Origin of the sequence: Bacillus sp. AFS023182, from assembly GCF_002560575.1 — a bacterium.
GTDB classification, from domain to species: Bacteria; Bacillota; Bacilli; order Bacillales; family Bacillaceae_G; genus Bacillus_A; species Bacillus_A arachidis.
This window is the reverse complement of record NZ_NTRO01000010.1, coordinates 58,363-83,599: the sequence shown is the minus strand read 5'-3', so window position 1 is coordinate 83,599 and position 25,237 is coordinate 58,363. Positions and strand designations below refer to the sequence as shown.

General features: G+C 32.4%; 4 protein-coding genes. All 4 read left to right on the top strand.

The features are described from left to right. Positions 1-38 precede the first annotated feature (38 nt). Entirely contained in the window at positions 39-3,287 is a 3,249-nt protein-coding gene (locus CN288_RS05685) for a condensation domain-containing protein (RefSeq protein WP_098301927.1), read from the top strand. 10 nt (positions 3,288-3,297) lie between these two features. Next, positions 3,298-4,374: a ribosome small subunit-dependent GTPase A gene (rsgA, locus tag CN288_RS05680; protein ID WP_051588533.1), complete on the top strand. Its 1,077-nt coding sequence runs from the start codon at positions 3,298-3,300 to the stop codon at positions 4,372-4,374. Positions 4,375-4,458: 84 nt separating this feature from the next. After that, a complete protein-coding gene (locus CN288_RS05675) occupies positions 4,459-13,917 on the top strand; it encodes a non-ribosomal peptide synthetase (protein ID WP_176527648.1) in 9,459 nt (3,152 codons plus the stop codon). Then, positions 13,910-25,171 carry a non-ribosomal peptide synthetase gene (locus CN288_RS05670; protein ID WP_098301925.1) on the top strand — a complete coding sequence of 3,754 codons (11,262 nt, stop codon included), beginning with the start codon at positions 13,910-13,912 and terminating at the stop codon, positions 25,169-25,171. The genes CN288_RS05675 and CN288_RS05670 overlap by 8 nt, the downstream gene beginning before the upstream one ends. Positions 25,172-25,237 lie beyond the last annotated feature (66 nt).

The following is a 25,237-nucleotide window of genomic DNA, read 5'->3' as shown; positions in this document are numbered from 1 at the left end:
TGTTACTTAAACTACTGATACTTAGGGTGGGATCAAAAATGAATAAAGAATATAAATTGTCAGAGGGTCAAAAAGGATTATGGAAAATACAAACGGCCAATCCGCAATCAACGGCATATAATACTTACTTTTCTGCAAAGGTTGAAAGTGATATAGATGTATACGATTTACAAAAGGTTAGTGATTTAATTTCTGTGAAACATCCTATTTTATGTGCTCGTTTTATTGAGAAAAATGGTGAAATACTACAAACGGTTAACGAAAATAATCGTGTATCTTTTGAAACCTACACTTTTATAAACGAGCAGGAAGTACGTGATTTTTTCAATATTGAAGCAAATAAATTGATTGATTTAAAGAATGGACCACTTTCTAGATTTATAGTTGCTACTACTGATGATAATAATAAATATGTATTGCTTATTACACACCACATCGTTGTCGATTATTGGTCACTTATTGTGATATTGAAAGAAATCGCTTCTATTTATAAACAGATGAGGAATAACGAAGATTTTTCTCTAGTAGCAAATGACTGTTCTTTTTTTGATCATATTGAGATGTTAGATGAGTATAAAACAACAGATAAATATAAGAAGTCATTAGATTATTGGAAAGAAAGATTACACAAAGGGGTAGAGGAACTTCAGCTGCCATTCGGAAAGTCTAGGGATATGTTGAAAAGTGAAACAGCTGAATCCATTGTTTTGCAGTTAGATAAAGATTTAACTGAAAAAATTTATTCGGAGTCCTTTAAGATGGGTGTTACTCCTTTTAGTTTTTTATTAGCAAATTACCATATAGTGCTATCTTATTATTTTGATAATAACAATATCGCTACAGGAGTTCCTTTTTTAGGACGGCATTCAAAAAAACATCTAGATAAGATTGGTTATTATGTGAATACATTACCTGTAAACTGCTTGGTAAATGACACGCAATCTTTTGCTGAGTATGCCAATTTGGTACAACGTGATGTAAGAAAAATATTCTCAAATCAAAGGGTATCTTATCAAGAATTGATAGAGAAGTACAATGATCAAGGTAATTCCGCTAACCAGCCTTTATATCAAACTATGTTTGTACTAGAAAAAGCAAGAACTTCTGATTTTGAAGGTGCCTCGTTATTTTTTGCAGGTGTGGAAGGGATTACATTAGATATGGGAGAAATAAAATTTTCTTCATTCCCTCTTCTAAAGAAATTTGCGCAATCTGATCTAACGTGTATATTTGAAAAAGTTAATACTTCATTACATGGGGTTATTCAATATAATGCTTCTCATATGACGAAAGAGTTTATGGAGAGTTTTTTGAATTTTTATAAAAATATTCTTGATGTTACTACCTCACAGCCAGATAAGCAAATAGCAGAGCTTAAAGTATTATTAACAAAAGATGTAGAACTGATTGATCGAACAAACGAACATGCGGATAATCCAATGGGTGATTTGTATCATAAAGGTGGAGTTTCTTACTACTTAGAAAAACAATTCAATAAGGTTCCAGATCAAATTGCAATCGTAACAGAAAATCATTCTGTGACTTATAAAGAACTTAATTATAAAAGTGCATCCATCGGAAAGGTATTGTTATCTCATCCTGCACAACAAACAAGGCGCCGTGCACTTATTTGTTGTGATAAAGCGATTCATTCTATTTATAGCATAATAGCTGCCACGCGTTCAGGGTATTCTTATATTTTATTAGATAAGGGAACCCCTCTCACAAGAGTGAATGAGATTATCCATCAGACTTCACCGGAGGTAATCCTATTTGATGAAGGAAGTTCAAATGTTTTAAAAGAGTTACGTATTCCATCAGATATTTTAACTTTAAATATAAGTCGAATTGAAGATTCTACAGATATGTTATTCGAAAGTGTTTATGCGGATGATCAAGATGAGTTATATTGTGTCTTTACTTCTGGTTCGAGTGGAAACCCAAAAGGGATCAGCATTCCTAATGATGGTGTTCTGAGGTTAGTATTAAACCCTAATTATTGCAAGCTGTCAAACCAAAATGTTATTGCTCAAATGAACAACTTAGGTTTCGATGCTACAACGTTTGAAATTTGGGGAGCTTTTCTTAATGGAGCTAAACTCGTTTTAATCGAAAAAGAAGATCTGTTATCTCCGGATGTATTAAAGGAAAAGATTAGCCATAACGGTGTTGATACGTTATTTATTACAACATCTTTATTTAATCAATATTCTACTGCAGAAAGTAGCCCATTTAAGGGGGTAAAACAGATTCTTTTTGGTGGTGAAAAAGTTAATTTAGATTGTGTTAAAAAGTTCTCTAAGAATCTTCCAGGATGCCAATTTATTCATGTATATGGGCCGAGTGAAACAACTACGTTTGCTACTTTTCATAAAATTCACGATGTAGAATCATATGAAGAAGATTTACCTATAGGAATTCCTATTTCTGATACCGTTATTGATATTCGAAGTCAGGATGGCACTCATAATCTTCCTATTGGAGTGGTAGGTGAGATGTATATTGGAGGTAAAGGTCTTGCCAATGAATATCTGAATCTTGAGGAAGAGACCCAAAGGAAATTTATCTCTATTAAATTAGAAAATGGGGATATAACTCGGTTATATCGTTCGGGTGACTTAGCATATCGAAATACACAAGGTGAAATTGTTTATTGTGGTAGAAAAGATATGCAAGAAAAAATCAGAGGTTTTAGAGTTGAGTTAACGGATATAAAAAAGAAGATTGATAAAGATATAACTGTAGAGGATTCATATATTACAACAGTTCAAGATGAATTTGGCCAAAAGCAAATTGTGGCTTATATAAAACCGTTTGAAATAAATAGATTTGATCTATCTATTACTAAGGATACATTAAAGGGATTATTACCTGAGTATATGATTCCATCGTATTTCGTGATTGTAGAAAAATTCGTGCTAACAAAAAATGGGAAAATAGATAAAAATAATCTTCCTAAGCTTGTTATACACCAAGAAAACGTAAAGTATGAGGCACCTATTACTGAAACAGAAAGAATTATTTCAGAAATTTGGTGTGATATTTTAGGACGAAAAAAGGTAAGTTGTATTGCTGAATTTTTTGAAGTAGGTGGCCATTCTTTGCTCGCTATGAAAATTAAAATGAATATGGAAGAGCGATTTTCTATCAAGGTTGCATGGGAAGAATTTTATACATTAACTACTATTAGAAAAATGGCAGAGAATATTGATAAGATATTGCTTTCTGGTCAAAATGAACAGTTAAGTATGCCGAAAATCAAAAGAAGAGCAAGAAATAAGGTGTAGGAGGTTATTGATGGATATCTTAAAAAGTTATGGTTTGAATCTTCACTGGGAAAACGAGTTTAACAAGCATACAAGTTCACAATGTGAAATCGCAAGAGTAGTTACTTGTTTTACTAGTAAAGATATACTAATAGCCACACAATCAGGTTTGAGGAGATGTAGGACCTCTCAGAAACTATTAACATCTAATGCAGCGAGTCTACCGGTCCCTGGCGATTGGGTAAGGGCTAGAAGCATAAAGAATGATGAATATATTTTAGAATTCATTTTAGACAGGAAATCTATTTTTTATCGTAAGAAGCCAGGAAGCCTTTATGAAGAGCAAGTAATCGGCGTAAATCTAGATAAGCTATTTTTAGTGACATCAATGAATAAAGAATATAATCCGAGACGACTTGAAAGATACATTACTCAGGCTCAGAAATGTCGTATTGAACTTATTATTGTTTTATCTAAAGCGGATCTAGTCACTGATCCTGATTCTTATGTAGAAATAACTCGTAGAATTCATCCTGATGGTAAGGTCTTAACAGTATCTGCCCTTGAAGGCGTAAACGGCATACAGTCGTTAATTCCACATTTAATCCCTGGTGAGACAGTAGGATTTGTAGGGGCAAGTGGTGTTGGAAAAAGCACAATTATTAATACTCTAATTGGAACTGAAGTGATGAAGGTTGGTCATGTTAGTGAAGCTACCTCAAAAGGCCGCCATACAACTACACGTAGAGAATTAATTTTATTTAATAACGGGACTATTTTGCTTGATACACCTGGAATGAGAGAGTTTGGAGTTTTACTTGAAGAAAATGATAGTAAAGCAGGATTTCCAGAAATATTGGAGTGGGCAAAATATTGCACCTACTCCAATTGTCAGCATAAAAACGAAAAAGGATGTGCAGTTAATCAAGCTGTAGAGAACGGGATCATTTTGCGTAAACGCTTGGATAACTATCATAAAATAACGTATGAGCAAGATTTTCTATGGGTAAAAGGCAGAAGAATAAGTAAGGAGAAGTTGAATTATAGCAAAGGTGCTAAAGATAAAGAAAAATATAAAAGAAACAAATATAACTATTTTAAAGATTAACGTTATCAAAGTAGCTATTTGAGGAGTCTCTGAACAAAAATTAAAGGAAATGTGAGGTAATCTATTTTGAATGATATTTTTCAGATGTCTGCTTCGAAAGCCCAACAAAGGTTATGGTATTTCGAGCAAAAATACGCTAAGACGCAACTATATCATGTTCCCTTAGAATTTGAAATGAGCGGAGCGTTTCATGAAAATGCTTTTAAAGAAGCAATTAAAACTCTAGTTAAACGACATGAGCCATTGAGGACATCGTTAAAAGAGATAAATGGAGAAGTAGTACAATTTATCCACGAAGATATTGAAATACATGGAGAATCAAGAGAGTTTAGTCAATTGGAATTTTCGGAAAAAGTATATTCTGATGAATACAATGAAATATTCTTGCCAGTTTTTGATTTCCATACAGCTCCTTTATTTAGGTGGAAAGTTATCCATTTTAAAAATAATGTTCACAGAGTAATATTCGTATTCCATCATATTATTGTAGATGGTTGGTCGCTTGAACTATTTTTAAAGGAGCTGTCACAAGCATATAATGCATATTCAAAAGGAACCTGTTATCAACCAGATGAAATAGAAGTTCAGTATGCAGATTTCGCACAGTGGCAAGTAGAGTGGCTTAATAATGGTGAAAGAGAGAGAGTTAAAGAGTTTTGGGATGGTATGTTCGCAGATGGATATGAGAAAACAGATATTGATTATCCTGCAAATGATAAATCACTTATCAACTTTTCTGGTGGTTATCATGAACTGAAAGTGGACCATAAGACAAAGGAACAGATGAATAATTTTATTCAGAAAAATGGTGCCTCTTTATTTTCAGTATTGTTAACTACATATATCGGAACTTTGTCATATTTTTCAGGGGAAAATGAAATTGTATTAGAAACAGTAGGTTCTGGAAGAGTTAGTAGTGATCTGATGAACATGATGGGGTTCTTCGCAAATGTATTACCGTTAAAGATTAAGGCTGGTAGCAAAAGCTTTAATGATTTAGTGCAAGAGGTACATCAACTATCTCAAAAGTTAAATGAAAATCAATCGCTACCATATGAAGAAATAGTCAATCACTTTGCTAGTTCAGAGTATATTGAAGATTACTCACCTTTTTCTGACTTCATGTTTCTATTTCAAGATACATCTATTTCAGAAAATTTATTTAATGACTCGATCTGTAAACTGCATAAAACATATGGACCGTTGGCAAAGAAAGATATGACCATTATCGTTGATAAAGATAATGATGGATTATCTATTGGATTGGAATACTCATTACAAAAATATGATAGGAAATTTGCAGAGACATTTTTATCTACCTTTTTTATTTTGCTTAATCGCTATCTGAGAAAGCCAGATGCTGAAATAGTAAACATTTCACCTTATTCTCTAAGTGATTTCGATAGCCATTATGAAAAAATTAATCCAGTAAGAGAAACGGATTCTATTTTTAATGCTCATGCTATGTTGGAAGGTGCGATATTAAAACATAGTCAATTAGTCTTTACAAAATATAAAGGCGTTAATTATACATATAGTGACCTTAGTGAGCAAGCAGACTTAATACTAGGTGAACTCATTAGCAAAGGAATCGCTCCAGGTTCGAAGATTGCAATTATTACTGATAGGGAGCCTGCATTTATCTCTTCAGTGTTAGGTTGCTGGAGAAATGATTGTACATACATCCCTCTTGATTTATCATTGCCATCAGAACGTATGCAACAAATTTTAAACGCAGCAAATTGTAGTTGTATAATTTATAACTCGGAGAAAATAGAATTGGATTCGCTCAATTTAAAGCATGAAAAAATTATAGATTTAAATTGTGAATTTGATCATAACGTTCTTGTTAAGAGAAAAATTGCAAAAAATCCGGCTTATGTTCTGTTTACATCGGGTTCTACAGGAGTACCAAAGGGTGTCATTATTTCTCAAAATGCGTTAGGAAATTATTTAGATCATTGCGTAAATAACTATTGTATAAATGATAATCGTCTTGCTGTAGTCCATACGTCATTATCCTTTGATTTAACAATAACAAGCGTTTTTCCACAACTTATAAATGGTGGAAGAGTAGAATTCATTGAAGTAAGGCAAGGTTTAGATGGATTCGTTTCATATATTCGAAACGTAAAAGAACCACTTTTACTAAAGTGTACACCTGCACACTTAGAAATTTTATTTGAATCAATAGATTCTCAAACTTTAGCAAGTAAAAAAATATGTGTTGTTGCGGGTGGAGAAAATATTAATGATGATCTCATTCGAAAGTTCAAGAGGTTGTTGCCTTTATCTAAATTGATTAACGAATATGGGCCAACTGAAGCCACTGTTGGTAGCAATATCTGCGAATTAACATTAGATTCTTCTTATGCAAATAAGACGAGTATGGGGCAATCCATTAAGGGAATGTTTACTTATGTGTTAAACAAATACAATATGATCCTCCCACCATATACAATAGGAGAGATTATATTAAGTGGTACAGGCCTTGCAGAAGAATATTTAAATGATAGTAAGTTAACAGATTCAAAGTTTATAAAAGAAGGTTTCCTGGGCAAGCGTATATATAAAACCGGGGATTATGGATTCTACGATGATAACGGAAATGTATATTACGTGGGAAGAAAGGATAGCCAAATAAAAATCAGGGGTTATCGTATTCAAAAAGAAGAAATTGAGAAAAATATAGGTACTTTAATTAATCATGCTTTTGTTACAGTTTTAGGTGTTAAAAGTACAAGTGATAGATTAGAGCTATGTGCGTTTTATAAAAATAGTGTAGAGATTGATGTTCAATCTGTTAAACAGCATCTTGCAGATAAATTACCATCGTATATGATTCCAGCTTATTTTATTAGAGTAGATGAGATACCAATTAATCGAAATGGCAAAGTTGAAGAGAAAAAGCTAGAAGAAATTTTTCTTCAAAAAAGAAAAGAACTAAATACAGCGAGTAATATGCAAGTTTTTTATGGTATAGATAAGGAAATCTCAGCTGTATGGAGTGATATTTTAGGACGTGCAGACATCAATCACAAGATGAATTTTTTTGAAGTGGGTGGCAATTCAATACTTGCTGCGCAGTTAGTTAATAAAATAAATGAAAAATTCAAAGTAAGTTTGACATTAAAAGAGTTGTTTGAAGCACCCGTTTTTGAACAATTCTCTAATATAGTTAAGTCAAGCCATACTAGAGATGAAAGTATTTTAGATGAACAAAGTTTGTTAGAGAACCTTCCTAGTATGGGACAAGAGCGTTTGTGGTTATTGGATCAACTTGAACCCAACAATCCATTCTATAACATTGTCTTTACGATAAAAATTTCCGGGAAATTAAATATAGATAGACTGACAAGTTCTCTAAATACCATTGTGAATAGACATACTGTGTTTGGTTATGCGTTTAAGCAAAGTGACGAAGGTAACGTTATTATAGAAGAAAATACAGTTGAGTTGCACATTGACCAGGAAAGCGTGCAACCAGATTGTGATGTGAATCAATATATAGAGGATGTTTCCAGGGAGTTTGGTAATATTCCTTTTGATCTGAGTCATTCGCCGCTGCTAAGGGCGAAGTTATTACAAGTAAACGAAAGAGAGAATTATCTCACTTTCTCAATTCATCATACAGTTTGTGATGGGTGGTCTATGGGAGTCTTATTAGAGGAACTAAAACATTTCTATGAAGAAGATTCTAATACAAGCATACAGGTTGATGAAATAAAGTATCCTTACAAAGTATACTCTAATTTACAAAGAAAAAGGATTGAGAAAAATTCCATTCAATCCAAGTTAGATTGGTGGAAGAGTAAATTCCCAGAAGAACTCCCGGTTTTAAAAATGCCTACATCATTTCCGAGACCAAAAGAAATGTCCTTTAAAGGAAAGCACGTTCTTTTTTCTTCTGGAAAGGATATTTGTAAAGCTGTTAAAAGAAAAGCGCAATACTTAAAAACGACAGAATTTAATATTCTATTTGCAGCATATAGTTTAATGCTGCAAAAGTATAGTAGACAGGAAGAATTTGTTATTGGTGTTCCATTTGCAAATAGAGAAAATGTTTATTTTGAAAAGCTTATTGGCTATTTTGTAAATGTGTTGCCTATACCTATTCAGTTTGATGAAAGTATGTCGTTCCATAAATTAATCGAAAACATTCAGAGGGATTTCTTGAACGTTTATGAGAATCAAGATGTACCAATGGAACTATTATTACAGGAATATAACGATAGTAGAGATCTAAGTAGAACACCACTTTTTCAAACTTTATTTACGTTACAAAATGCACCGTTAAGTGAAATGAGAATGGGAGAGTTAGAGCTTGAACCTATTTTTATTGAAAATTATACTTCTAAGTTCGATCTTTCATTAATTGCAGAAGAGAAAAATGGAGAGTTTCAATTTAATTTAGAGTATTGTACAGATTTATTCCATGCAAACTTTATAGAACGTTTTATAGAAAACTTCCAAAACATGTTACGTATCATTTGTATGGAAGATATAAAGCTAGATGATATAGATATTATTAGTGAAAAAGAAAAGCAATTTCTACTACATGACTTTAATAACAATAAACTTGAATTTCCTTTCAATCAGTCTATTAATGAAATCATTGATCAATGGGCAATGCGTGTACCAAATAAAGTTGCATTTTCTGATGATAATGGAACGATTACTTATGCTGAGCTAAAGTATGAAACGGATTTGCTTTCAAGGTCTTTTGTTCAACCAGAGGATACACCAACACCTGTACTAATATATATGGATAGAAGTATTGATTTTGTAAAAACAATACTATCTATTTGGAAAGCTGGAAGATCTTATATTCCACTTGAGGTGAATTATCCAGCTGAAAGAATTAAAGATATTATAAGGCAGTCAGAAACAGATACCATTGCGGTAAACAATCTATCATTAAGCTCGTTACCGTTAATGGAAGAAATTAATAGAATGGTTAATATTAATGAGACGATTCATGTTCCTAACATTGAACCGGTTAGAAAATTAAAAATGAACGATTTAGCTTATATCATTTTTACTTCAGGCTCAACAGGTAAGCCTAAAGGGGCAATGATTGAACAAATAGGTATGCTAAATCATTTATTTGCTAAAATACACGATTTTAAAATTAGTAATCAAGATAGAATTGTTGAAAATGCTTCGCAATGTTTCGATATTTCAGTATGGCAATTTTTCTCTACCGTTTTGGTGGGAGGATACTGTCACATTGTATCAGATGATACTGCCAAGAATTCAAGAGAATTGTTACAACAAGTATTAGAAAAGAATATCACGATTTTGGAGGTTGTTCCAACTTTACTTCGTTTCATTTTAGATGATCTCGATTCTCTCTCTATCTTGAAAACATGTGATCAGTTAAGAATGTTGGTTGTAACTGGAGAAACACTACCGCCTGACCTTGTAAATAGATGGCATCATAATTTTGGGAATATTCCGATTGTTAATGCTTACGGACCAACTGAGTGCTCAGATGATGTGACACATTATTGGTCAGAAGAGAAATTTGAAGATATTGTGAGTCATGTTCCCGTAGGGAAGCCTGTTGCGAATATGAACCTTTACGTACTAGACAATAATATGAAATTACTTCCTAGAGGGGTACCAGGTGAATTATACGTCTCTGGAATTGGAGTTGGTAGAGGGTATATTAATGCTCCGCTAGAAACTAAAAAGGCATTTTTAGATAATCCTTTTAACGGAGAAAAAAATAGATTTTATAAAACTGGTGACCTAGTAAGGATTAATGAGGATGGCGATTTAGAATTCTTAAGTCGTTTAGATTTTCAAGTGAAAGTAAGAGGTTATCGGATCGAATTGAATGAGATTGAAAATGTTTTATTGAATAACGAAAAGATAAATAACTGTTTAGTAGTTGGCTTCGAGGGTGATTCGGGAGAAGCGAATCTAGCTTTATATTACTCGTGCAATAACTTAGTAAGTAATGAAGAAGTTAAAGCATACCTGAGCTCATATTTACCTTCTTATATGATTCCGGTTGTGATGATAGAAGTAGAAGAATTTCCAATAAATAAGAATGGGAAAATTGACAGGAAGTTGCTGCCAAAACCTATTTTAAAAGAGGAGATTCTAGATAAAAACTTTAGTGATACAGAAGAGAAATTAGCGAGCATTTGGAAAGAATTAGTTGGCAGAGATGTAGGAAGAACAAGTGAATTTTTTGGCTTAGGTGGTCATAGTCTTTTAGCTGTGCAAATGTTAAACAAATTAGAGAATACATTCAACAAAAAAATTACACTTAGACAAATATTTGAAAACCCAATACTTAAAGATTTAGCTCAGGTTATTGATAGAAGCGAAGAATTACAGGTTAGTGTACCTGGGCTTCAAAAATTTGAGCACAACAATCACCCGACTCTTTCATATTCACAAGAGAGAATGGCGTTTTATGAGTATGTGAATCAAAATACTACAATGTTTAATATACCGGGTGTATTTAATATTAAGGGTAATTTAATAAAAGAGGATTTAAAAAATGCAATAAATACGATGGTTTCAAAGTTTGATGTTTTACGAACTACTCTATCTTTTGAAAATGGAGACCCGAAAATTCATATAGCAGATGAAATGCATGTGGAGTTAGATTACGTAGAACAAAACGATCCTGTAGAGATATCTAATTTAATTAGCTTGAAAACTAAGTATGTATTTGATTTGGAAAATGGTCCTTTAATGAAATTTACATTAATTAAAAGAGAGAAAGATGATTTTGTACTCATTGCTTTATTCAGTCATTTAATAGCTGATGGGTGGTCAATTAACCTAATCATAAAAGAAGTGATGTGTAATCTTCTAGAAAAAGAACAAAAATTAACATTAGATGAATATAAGATAAATAGCAGTTTACAGTATTATGACTACGCGAAATGGCAAAAGGATATGTATGAGAGTGGGAAATTTCAGCCGCAACTAGATTATTGGGAGCAAAAATTAGGGGATAATCCTGAGAGTACGTTATTAGAGAGTAGCTTTGATCATAACAGAGAAGTTAATACATCTTCTATTTTGTTGAAACAGGACATAAATCCAAGAATCATGACGGATTTATATAAATTGTCCCAGGAGAAAAGAGTTAGTTTATTCAATATTTTGTTAGCTAACTTCTTCCATTTGGTACGCTTATTAACAAAGAACGAAGATTTAACCATAGGTATTCCTATTGCAGGAAGAGAGCGGTCTGAATTTGAGGATATGATTGGATGTTTCATAAATACATTGCCTATAAAAATATCGGTAAATGAAGAGGTATCGTTCCAATCCATTTTAACCATGGTTGAAGAAAGTGTTACGGAAGCGATTGAAAATAGCTCGATTCCGTTTGAGAAAATAGTAGAAAGAATTTTACCGGATAGAACTTTTGGGGAATCACCATTATTCAGCCTTTTCTTTAATATGCTTGCATTCCCAGATTTAAAGAAGAGCGAAGTGCTTTCAAAAGGAAACTTGGCCATTGAGGAGTCAGAATTTGTGCCTGAAATTGATTCGAAATTCGATGTCACTTTTTATGTTCAAGAAAAGAAAAATCAGCTTACAATCTTTTCGGTATTTGATGGAAATAAATTCACAGAAAACAGGGCGAAACTAATATCTCAACAGTACTTTAATCTGCTAGTAAATAATATTGAGAATACTTTAAATGCAAGTCTATCTTCTCAAGAACAAGTTTTAAATTATACAGATATGCTAGATAAAAAGTTTGAAGTACCGCTATTTGAAAAATTTAATAGAGTAGCTCGTGAATACCCTAATCAAATTGCTATTAAGAGTCATGGACAATCTTATTCGTATCAATATTGCTATGACTTGAAAGAAAAGATTACATCCTATTTAAAGATGAAGTTGAAACCGAATGAAAGAGTTGCAATTTATTCGAATAGAAATAAATATTTACCGATTATTTGCCTTGCTGCTATGGAATCTAGGAATCCTTTCATCATCTTGGATAGTGAACATCCACAAGAACTATTAACAAAGAAAATAAGTATAGCTAACCCAAAACTCTTAATTAATTGTTGTGACCATCAAATTGAAAGTAGCGAGGTTAATATACAGCATATTGATGAAATTATTAATAATAGCTACAGCAGAGACAAAGAAAGTTTAGATTATGAAATTTGCTTTGACACGGCTTGTTATATTAACTTTACTTCGGGTACAACAGGAGATCCTAAAGCAATTCAAGGGAATCATGGAGCGTTAACTCACTTTGTTAATTGGTATATAGAGGAATTTGATTTTGGTTTAGGTACTTCATTTTCTATGCTATCAGGGCTCTCACATGACCCTATTTATAGAGATATGTTTACTCCGTTATGTAGTGGTGGAGTATTGTGTGTGCCGGATGGAATGAATCTTTTAGATGCAGATAACATTATTCAGTGGTTAATGAAAGAGAAAATCAATGTTGTCCATACAACACCAAGCTATTGCAAACTAATCTTTTCCGACAAACAAACCTATAGAGACTTAGATTTTATCTTTACCGGTGGAGAAAGTTTAAATAGAAGTGTGTACGAGAAAATAAAACAGAATAATTCAACAACTAGAATTTTCAGTTTTTACGGATGTACAGAAACGCCGCAAGGAATAATGCTAAAAGAATTAGCTCATAATACGCTAAACTTTAGAGGTTTAGGAAAGGCTATTCCAGGAGTACTTCCGATTATTGTAAATGATAAGTCGATGAGAATATGCAGCTCGGGAGAAATAGGTGAAATATGCATTATAAGTAATTACATTACAGACGGATATTTAAATTATGATTCAGTCGATAACTATCAAGTATTTACATTTGATGATACACACAGTATCCCTCTCTTTAGGACAGGAGATATGGGCTGGATGAATGAAGAAAATGAAATTATTTATATTGGCAGATCAGATCGTCAAGTTAAGATTAGGGGAAATAGAGTAGAGCTTGGAGAGATAGAGAGTTTAATCGCTGAATCAGAGTTTGTAGCTCGGTGCGTATGTATCGCAGATTGCGAAGATGACAAAAGTATATATGCTTTTGTTGTCAGCTCCGAAGATGAAAGCATGGTTAAATCTAATATCCAAACAAGATTAGCTAAAAGCTGTCCGTTATATATGTTACCGAATCAAATAATAATGATTGATGAGATACCTCTAACTTCAAATAAAAAAATTGATCAAAAAAAATTAATGAATTTGGTCACACAAACAAGAAATGAATTGGAATTGGAAGTGGAAGAAGATCTAAATGAAATTGATTTCGTTTTAGTAGATATTTGGGAAGAACTATTAGGAAGAAAACCTAAATTAAATAGTGATTTCTTTGAATTAGGTGGCAATTCTCTAAAAGCAGTTCAATTAGTCAGTCGAATAGAAGAACAATTTGGATTGAAAGTGTCTATAGAAAACTTATTTGTTAACAGAAGATTAAAACAAATGTCTAGATTAATAGAAAGCGACTTAATTACATTTATAGAATCTCTTTCCGAAGAAGAAGCAATACTTTACTTAGAGAAAATTAATGGGTAGGTGCGAAATAATGACTAACAGTAGCCTTTCAAATAACAAACTTAAGCTTTTAAATGCTCTCAAAGGAGGAAACAAGCGTGTAAGTATAAATTCATTACCGGAAAGACCTTCAAATTTTGAGCATATCCCATTGTCTAGCGAGCAAAAAAGAATGTGGATATTTTGGGAGGATGATCCTCAGAGCACAGTTTTTCATTTAATGGATTTCTTCAAAATTTCTGGGGATATAAATCTTGAAAAATTAGAAGAGGCTGTAAGTGCTACAGCTTCTTCCTTTGAAGCTTTTAAAATGAACTTTGTAAAAAATAATGATAATCCAGAAATCAGGCTTTCTACCGAAGGGAAAGTTACCTTTAGTGTTATTAAGCCTTCAACAAATATAAATAGTCTAGTTCTTTGTAAAAATCTATGTGAAGAACCATTTGATTTAGAGGCTGGGCCTTTAGCTAGAGTGATTCTAGTAAACGATGGTAGTAAAGGCTTTACGATGGGAATATCTTTTCATCACATTATCTCCGATGGTTGGTCTATTAATATCTTTTTAGAAGAAATCATGAAATATTATTACGGTTTAAACACTGGGGCTAAACCAAATCGAAATTTTGTTGACTATTTGTTTTATAAGCAGAATGGGAGTTATAAAGAAGCACTGAACAAAGATATGGAATACTGGGAGAGTAAATTGGTAGAACCTATTAATCCAATTAGGTTTCCGGGTCTATTACACAATACGGGGACATTATCGTTTAAATCAAGGTTAAATTCATTGAAGTTATCTCCAGAGGCAAATGTGAAAATTAATAATTTTTGCAAAGAACATGCTATTACGCCTTATCAATATTTCTTAGCTGCTTTTTATATTATGTACCATAAATTTACGGGTTCAGAAAAAATATGTGTAGGAACACCTACTGCGGGGAGATTATTTCCGGAATTAGAAAGAGAGGTAGGATATTTTACAAATACACTCCCTATTGTGATAGAAGGAAACAAAGATATTGAGGTTAAGGATTTACTTCATTCTGTAAAAGATACATGTTTAACAGTCTTTAGACATCAGAATGCAGGATTAAATGAAATCATCGCAAATAGGAAAGCATTTTTTAATGATAGGAACTATGAACTGTTTAATGGATTGTTTTCATTTAACAATTTTCCAGAAGTAAAAACCAAAAATCTTGAGTTTGATATTACACCTTTAAAAAATAAAGCAGAAGAATCACAAGTTGATTTTACATTATCAATTTCAGAGAAATCTACAGAATACTATATTGATTTTCATTATAGACAGGATTTCCTTGAAGAAGAGAGTGCTCATTATATTCTTAATACATTTGAAAAAGTTTTGATGGAAATGATGGAATCTTTAGATACATCTATTGGTGAAGTAAAGATTTTTAATACGTCACAGCTTGAAGAAGTAGTAAATAAAATTCATATTCATCCACATAGTGAGCGTCCGTTAATTCCTGTACAGCGTTTATTTGAGAGGCAAGCAGAAAAAACACCTTTAGCTACAGCTGTTGTTCATAATAATCAGTGGATTACTTATGAGGAGCTTAACGAAAAAGCTAGTGGTATTTCAGCTCTCTTGTTAGAGAGGAAGTTTCAGAAGGAAGAAGTTTGCGCCGTTTACATGGATCGCGGAGTGAATTTTATCGCTTCTATATATGGAATATTAAAAGCGAGAGGGAAGTTCGTATTAATTGATCCAAAGTACCCAATTGAACGTGTAAGAATGATGTTGGAAATTAGTGGCGCGAAGACAATCTTAACTTCAGATTGTTATGAAAACCTCTGTTTAAATACATTTGATGAAAAGCAGGTTTTAAACTTAGATACGGTAAATTTCCTGGATTATAAATATAATCAATATCTTGTATCAAACTATCAATTAGAAGAAAACATGGGTGCTTATATTATTTTTACGTCAGGTACAACAGGGGCTCCAAAAGGTATTCACGGGACGCATTTAGGTTTATTAAATCATAATTATGATACTGTTGAAGAGTTTAATTTAACTTCTAGCGATACATCCATTCATTTTTCTGCTTTAGGGTTTGATGCTACCCTAGAGGAAATTATGCCAGTTTTAACGATTGGCGGTACGGTTATAGTTAGAAATGAAGAGGCAATGGAATCATTTGTCGATTTCAATTCATTTATTGAGGATCATAAAATATCAGTAATTGGAATACCAGCTGCCTATTGGGAGAAATGGGTTATTTTTTTAACAAGCGAAAACATAGATTTGCCAAATTGTATTCGAATTATTACTTTGTCTGGTCAAAGAATCTCACCAAAAGTTTTAGGGTTATGGAACAAATTAACAAGTGGGGAAAGTCCAGAATTAATTAATACGTATGGACCATCAGAGGTTTCTATTACTACAACGACTTCAACCTATAAGGGTGAGAAGAATTCAATAATTGATAGAGAGTTTTCAATGGGGCATGCTTGGCGGAACTATAAATTGAGAGTTCTAGATGACAAATTAGAGGATGTAGGCCCTTTATCTATTGGTGAGTTATACATTGGTGGTATAGGAGTAACTTTTGGCTATTACAATAATGTCGACCTTACAGAAAAGAGCTTCATCTATTTAACTGACGAGACAGGAAAAAAAGAGAAATATTTTAAGACTGGTGACCATGTTTCTATGTTGCCAGATGGCAACTTAGTTTTCATTGGAAGAAAAGATTCGCAAGTTAAAATTCGAGGGAATCGTGTTGAAATAGGAGAAATTAAGAACGTCCTAGACAGGCATGATGATGTAATCGAATCTGTTGTTACAGTTGAAAAAGATGCATTCGATGAAAACTTTATTATTGCATATGTAAAGGGGGATTTTCCGCAGAACAATCTTTCGCATTTAAAGTTTCATTTAGAGAGTTATTTGCCTTCATTTATGGTACCTAAATTTTTTGTAGCAATTGAAGAAGTGCCATTGACAGTTAATGGGAAAGTGGATTATCAAAAATTATCTACTATAGATCGCGAGAATGAGCCAATAACAATTTCGGAAAAACCAGGAACCATTCTTGAAAAAGAGTTATTAACTATTTTTCAAGATATCTTAAATAACAATGCTATTGGAATCGACTCTAACTTCTTTGAGTATGGTGGAGACTCTTTAAAGAGCATTAATTTGATTTCAAAAATCAACACTAAGTATGGAATTAAATTGAAAATTTCGGAAGTATTTACATCACCGAGCGTTAGAACACTAGCATTAAAGTTAGAGGCTGCAGATGTAGTGCATAATTTTAATAAGAATAACACAATTATTCCTTATGATCTAAAAGAGGTACGTATGACTCCGATTCAGAAGCAGATTTATGTTGTGCAATCTAAAGATAAACAAAATACTTCATACAATATGCCAATGAGTCAAATTCTGTATAAGAAATTAGATAAAGTGAAAATGGAAGAAAGTGTGAATGAGTTAGTACAAGCTAATGAAATCTTGAGAACAATTTTTACTGAGGAAAATGGTGAGTTTGTACAAAAGGTGAAAGAGAATATTCAAATAACGATCGAAGAATATAATTGTGAAGCAACTAAAGTTAATGAAATGTTGAAAAACCTCATCCAGCCATTTAACTTGGAAAAAGGTCCATTATTTCGATGTGCACTTATAAATCTAGAAAATGAAAGACAGGCAATTTTCTTTGATTTTCACCATATTATTTGTGATGGAACGTCACTCGTAACGTTCTTTAAAAACTTATTTGAGAGATATAACGGAGGAGTAATTGAGGTTCCGAATGTTCAATATAAAGATTACGCTCATTGGCTTAATCAAGAGTTAGAGAAGGGTTCATTTCGTAATCAGGAACTATTTTGGAAGGAATATGTTTCTAAAGAGTACTTTGAACTTGATTTACCTATAGAGCGAAATCGATCTATTACTAAACAATCGATTGGTAAAACATTAGAGTTTTCCATTGATAAAAAAGCCGTGAACAGAATTAAAAATTTCTTAAACTTACCTGCAATAACAGACCATTTTATTTTGTTCGCAACTTTCTCAGCTGTAATAAACCGTCTTTCTAATTCAGAAAAATTCTTCATTGGAAGCCTTATTTCTGGAAGGGATGACGATCAAATTGAAAATATGATTGGTTTGTTTATGAATTATCTACCAATTAAACTAGATTTTAATGAGAAATTAAGTTTTAAAGATTTAATTATAAACACGACCAACGATTTATTAATGTGTTATGAAAATCATAATGTACCGTTTTCACATATTGTTGAACAAAGTGAATGGAGTGGGGAATTTAACCGAAATCCACTATTTGATACTATGTTTATTTTTCATAATGAAGTGCCCCCAGCACAAATGTCATCTGAGTTATTTCAGGGAGAAGAATTAAGTATTGAACATGGTAATAATAAACTGGATTTAAAAGTAGATGTTTTTCCTAGAGAGGAACAGTTTAAGTTTTTAGTGGAATATGATTCGGCTTTATTTTCTGAACATACACTACAAGTATTTGTAGATTTGTATCATAATTTTTTGAATGTAGAAGAGGCTGAATTAGACGTAGCACTTGCTAGAGTTGCGCCACTTTCAACAGAAAACAGTTTACTACTTAGCTCAAAAAGAAAAGCAAACATGGTTGAAGTACCGGTGTATATATCAAGTTCATTTACTTTCGATAATGTTGCAGATTCAATCTCTTTTTGGAGCAAAAACTTTGCTGTGAATCCGAATATTACTTTTGGACCATATAATCAAGTGTTTCAAGAGTTATATGACTCAGAAAGCTCGATGAATCAAAATGATGGTGTCACATTTGTATGTCAAAGAGCTGAGGACTGGATTCGAGATTTGGATGATGAGAAAGAACAATTAGAGATCATTAAGTCCTTAGGACAAAAATATATTGAGGCTATTAAGTCAGCTAAACCTAAAGGGAAGCTAAACGTAGTGTTATTACCTATTTCTAATTATGAATTATCGGAAGATTTAATAAATGAAATTAATCATATATATGGAACAATTTGTGATCAACTAAAGGAGTTACCTTCAGTAAGAATATTAGATTTAACTAAAATTGAAAATGAATACGAAATTTTAGACATGTTTGATGAAACAACGGACGATATTGCCCATATACCGTATACAGACACAGCGTTTACATCCATTGGTATGTGTTTAGCGCGTGAAATTGTATCATTCTATCAAAAAAAGTTTAAAGTCATCGCAGTAGATTGTGATAATACACTATGGAACGGTGTATGCGGAGAGGATGGCCCGACTGGAGTTAAAATTGAAGATTCTCATCGACATCTTCAACAATTCTTATTGGATTTGAAAAATAAAGGTTTTCTTCTTGTATTATGTACAAAAAATAATGAGAAGGACGTTTTAGATACTTTTAAACAAAATCGTGAGATGGTGTTAAAGCAAGAAGATTTTGTTGCTTGGAGAATAAATTGGTCACGTAAATCAGATAATTTATTATCTATGGCTAAAGAGTTGAATTTAGGTATCGATAGTTTTATTTTTCTAGATGATTCTCATATGGAGTGTCTTGAAGTTATGAATAATCTGCCATCTGTTCATACAATTCAAGTGCCTGAACCGCATTCCTTGATTGTACCTTTACTCAAAAATAGTTGGGCATTTGATATACAATTGTCAGTTAGTAACGAGGGTAACAGAAGCGAATTATACAGAGCAGAAAAAGAGCGGAAAAAAGTTTATGAAAGTAAAGAAAGTACAGAAGATTTCTTGAAGTTGCTTAACCTAGAAATGTCATTCCATAAGATGAAACCTGAAGAGTTAGCTCGTGTATCTCAGTTAACATATAGAACAAACCAATTTAATCTAACTACAATGAGGCGATCAGAAGCAGAAATTTTAAAGTTAAATCATGAGAACATAAGAGTGATAAAACTAAGAGACAAATTTGGTGACTATGGTCTTGTAGGCGTTGTATTTTTTGAAGTGAAGGAAGATGAACTGTTCATTGATACATTTTTATTAAGCTGCCGAGCGCTAGGTAGAAATGTTGAATTTGCAGCAATGGAGTGCCTTAAGAAGTTGGCAAAAGAACTTAAATTGAAAAGGGTATCTGGGAAATTTATTCCGACAGAGAAAAATAAACCAATTCAAAGCTTTTTAAACCAATTAACAGATTTACAACAAGATGGCTCGTTTTTACTAGATGCTGAAGAAAACCTTTCATCAAATTTTATAAATGTATTTTATGAACAGGACTTTCCAGAGGAAGTTAAAAATGAAAATAAAACAAATCAGTTTATGTATAATCATATCGGTATTTCAGTATGGAACATTGAATCTAAAATTATGGAATTTGAAAGTATAGGCTATAAATGCATAAAAAAAGTTTATGATCCAATACAAAAAGCAGAATTAGCTCTTTTAGAACATAAGAGTGCACCAACACTCGAATTAATTAGTTCAACTGGTCCAGATAGTAGAGTGAACAGCTTCCTTGAAAGTAGAGGAGAGAGTCCTTACCATATCTGTTTTGAAATAAATAATTTAAATGAAATTCCAACTATATTGAAAGAAAATAACTTAACTCAAATCGAAGAAGTAACGAAGCCAGAGCCTGCTATATTGTTTGATAATGCAAGAGTACAATTCTATTCTGTACCAGGCTTTGGGTTAATTGAATTCTTAGAAGTAGGATCTGTGCAACAGAACGTGAGTAAGGAAAAAGCAATGCTTTTATTATCAACCGCTGATCCAAATGTATTGAGCCAATTTCTTTTAGCTCTAGGAGGAAAAGAACAACGTAATGCAACAGGAGCTTTTAAAAGTTTGATAATAAAGAAGTATAGTTTCGAAATCATTTCAAAGAAAAATGTAAAAGGAAATAACTTTGGAAATATTCATGTTATAAGTCCGAGCTTTCATTTAGGTAATTTCGAAACAAATACAGTAAGTAAAGAAATGATTGGTTTACACGCATCATCGAGCCAATATAAATTCTATAACAATTGGGATTACTTAGGTTATGAGTTTGAAAAAGATGTTGATTTACTGAGGTTATCAGATTGGGAGATAAACATCCCTAAATTTGAAAGCTTGTTACATCGAAAATATTATTTACCACTGATCTATTCAAATAATAGATTACAACACGAATTTTTTAGTCAAAGTATTCTTAATAAAAAGAGTAGGAGTAACACTCAACTTAGAAAACCTGAAAATTCTATTCAGGAAAAGTTACTTGAAATTTGGAAGGAAGAGCTTTTAGTAAATGAGATGAGTATTGATGATTCTTTCTTTGATCTTGGAGGGCATAGTCTAAAAGCGGTAAGTTTATTAAAAGGAATAAACGATAAGATGAATTCATCCTTACTTCTAAGCGATATTTTTAGATTGAAAACGATTGAAATGATTTCAAAAGAAATAGAGTCTAAAGAGCTTGAAGTAATCTCAAGCGAACCGATCCAAGAGAATATTTGGTATCAAACTTCAACAAGTCAAAAAAGAATGTACCTATTACACTCTATGGAACCGGAGTCTCTAGCATATAATCTTCCCGTTATAATAAAATTTGAAGGGGACTTCAATCGCGAAAAGTTTGAAAAGTCTTTATCTTTCATTGCTAATAACAATAGTGTTTTTAGAACAATATTTAAATCAGATAACCATAGTGTTCAGCAAAAAGTAATTGAACATGTTTCAGTGCCAATTCAAATATTAGAGAAAAGAAAGGACATAAATAGTTCTTTCAAAGAATTTATAAAACCTTTCAATCTTGAAGAAGGTCCTTTAATCAGAGTAGGTCATCTAAAGGATTCAGATGTAAATTACGTGATTTTTGATTTTCATCATATTGTCATGGATGGCTTATCTATTGTTAGCTTTCTAGAAGATTTATATCAACATTACTATAGTGGAGATTATGAAAAACAAAAATATGAATATATTCACTATGCATTATTAGAGAATCAGTATCTTACAGAGGGAAAATTTGAAGATGCTAAAAGTTTCTGGAATAGCAAATTCCAAAATGGTGTTGTGAAGTTAGACCTACCTTATGATTATAAGAGACCACAAGAGAGCTCTTATAAAGGAAGTTCCATCAAGGATAATTTCTTGTATAAACGTGAGGACGTAAGTGAATTATGCCGTAAACTAGAGATTACTCCTTATACTTTTTTCTTAACAGGATTTTATATTCTATTAAATAAGTACTCGAATAGTAAAGAAGTTATTGTTGGAAGTCCTTTCTCGAATCGATTAAGAGCAGAATTTAGTGATTTGTATGGGGTGTTTATTAACACGCTGCCACTAAATTACTCTCTGGATGCAAGGAAAAATGTAAAGGACACATTAAAGGAAGTGTTTTCGGAGATAGAAAAAGTTCTCGAGCATCAACACTTTCCATATGAATTAATTTTGGAAGAATTAAATGTAGATAGAGCCTTAAACCGTAATCCGCTTTTTGATATTCTCTTTAGTTTTAATGATTTCGACAATCAAGGATTAGATGATAAAGTTAAAGGCTATTCTATTATGGATAACGGGGATAATACTACTTTGATGGATTTAGAATTAGTAGTTATGCCAAATGATGAATTTTATCAACTAAAATTCATCTATTCAACAGATTTATTCAAAGAAAATACAATCACGAGAATGATTGACCATTACAAAACAATTTTAAATTTTATGATGAACAACTGCCAAGAAAGTTTATCAAACTTGTCAATAACTAGTGCTATAGAAGAAAGGCAGCTGGAACAATTTACAGATCATCATTTACAGTTACCAGAATATACTGTTCCGGAAATCGTTATGCAACAAGCGGAGAAAAATCCGCTTAAACCAGCTATTGTTTTTGAAGATGAAACTTGGAGTTACGAGAAGCTATATCACATGTCTAATAGAATCGCGATTTCCTTAAGGGAAGCTAATATGCCAAAAGAATCAATTGTTGCAATTATGATGGACCGTTCGCCTTGGATGGTAGCCTCCATATTAGGAGCTTGGAGTGCCGGACTGGCATATCTTCCAATCGAGCTGGATATACCATCTGACCGAATGAATGATATTTTAAAACAAGCGAATTGCAGGACTATTCTGACGGTTAGTAATGACGATACCCCACTTGAAGTGAAAGACATAAATGCCAATGTTATAAAAGTAGATGAAATTCCTGTTAAAGACTTGGAGAAAGAGCGCTTTAATATGGATATTGATTCAAGGCAATTAGCTTACGTTATATTCACCTCTGGCTCAACTGGAAAACCAAAAGGAGCAATGGTTGAGCACTTAGGAATGTTAAACCACATCATGGCAAAAATTGAACTATTGTCATGTAACGAAGATTCTGTAGTGGTACAAAATGCTTCACATTGTTTTGATATATCTGTATTTCAATTTTTTATGGCACTCTGCACCGGGGGAACAACGAGAATAATTAAGAAGTCAGAACAGCAAAACTTAAAATATTTTATAAATGTTTTAAATAACGAGAAAGTCACTCATTTGGAAGTTGTACCTTCATATCTTAATATTCTTGCGGATTATTTAAACGAATTTGATTTGAAGTTAAATGATCTAAGATTCTTATTGGTAACGGGGGAGCCAGTAAAGACAGCGACACTAACAAAATGGTTTGAGCATCATACCATACCAGTAGTCAATGCCTATGGTCCGACCGAAGCATCTGATGATATTGCTCATCACATTATGTATGAAGCACCTAAGGAAGATCCGGTTCCAATTGGTAAGCCAATTGTAAATAGTAGTCTGTATATTCTAGATGAAGAATTACAAAAAAGACCTGTAGGACTAAAAGGTGAGATATATGTTGCAGGAATTTGTGTAGGAAAAGGATATATAAATGATCAAGCTAAAACAGAGGTAAGCTTTATTCAAAATCCGTATTCTAAGAGTTCACATGATCGAGTACTATACAAAACTGGCGACATTGGAAGATGGCGGGAAGATGGCACAATTGAATTTTTCGGTAGGAAGGATTATCAAATAAAAATTCGAGGGTATCGTATTGAACTAGGGGAAATAGAGCACACCTTATCGGAACATCCATTAGTCAGTGATGCGGTTGTAAAAGTGCAAAGTATTAATAATGAACAGTTACTAGTAGGGTATGTTCAGTCTAAGCATGCTGATACATTGGAGCTGAAAAGAGATATTCAACGCTTTTTAAACGAGAAGCTTCCTTATTATATGGTTCCAGACTTTTTGGAAGTACTGCAAAAATTACCTTTAAATTCAAATGGTAAAGTGGATAGACACTCGTTACAAGAGGTCACAATAAATAGTTCCAAAGAAGAGTTAGTTACTGAAAATGAAAAGAAAGTAGCTCAACTAGTAAGGAAGATTTTAAAACTGGAAAATATGATGATTTATAGAAGTGACAATGTATTCTCGTTAGGGGCTAATTCATTAACAATTATTTCTTTAATAGCCAACTTAGAGCGTGAAACAGGTAGATTGTTAACCTTTAGAGAAATCGTATTAGAACCTACAATCATGGGAATTGCAAAGAGTTTGAAAACGGATAATAGTGATGTTGTACCAGTAACTACATTTAATATAACTGATGAATACAATCTATTTTCTTTTCCACCGATTGCAGGTTGGGGTCTAATTTATAATGATATCCCAAAATATATGAAGTCAGGTAATCTTCATTTATTTGATTTTATTGAAGATCAAGACAGAATAGAAAAATATGCAGAATATATTTATAACATGAGTAATCAAAAAGAATGGATTCTTATGGGGTACTCTGCTGGTGGAAATCTCGCTTTAGAAGTAGCGGCCTACTTAGAGAGGGTATATTCATCAAATGGAAAAGTTATTATGTTCGACTCAAGGACACAAATTCAACATCAGACAAGTGAAGATGAAATTATAAAAGAAGTAAATGAGGACATAAATAATGGGCTAAATCAAGTCTCAGAGCTAGCAAATTGGATAAATGATAATCCAAATATGATTGATGTTGCATATAATAAAAGGCTTGCATTTGCAAATTATTTTTACAATGAGCAAAACATGAGAAGCATTTATTCGGAAGTGTACTGGGTTTCTCAAGATAGTTATGATGAATCTGCTGAAAAAGAAAAGGTAATAGCTCAGTGGAAAGATATTTTAGGGAAAGATACTCTAAATATCAATCAGGGATTCGGTAGTCATTCTGATATGTTCTTTGAACCTTACATGAAAGACAATATCAACCTATTATTAAATATTATTAAAAGTAGTAAAAAAAGTTTATTAGTCTAATATACTTTGATTCTACGAATTTTACTTCATAAAGAGGGGATATGGATACATTCATATTTCCTCTTT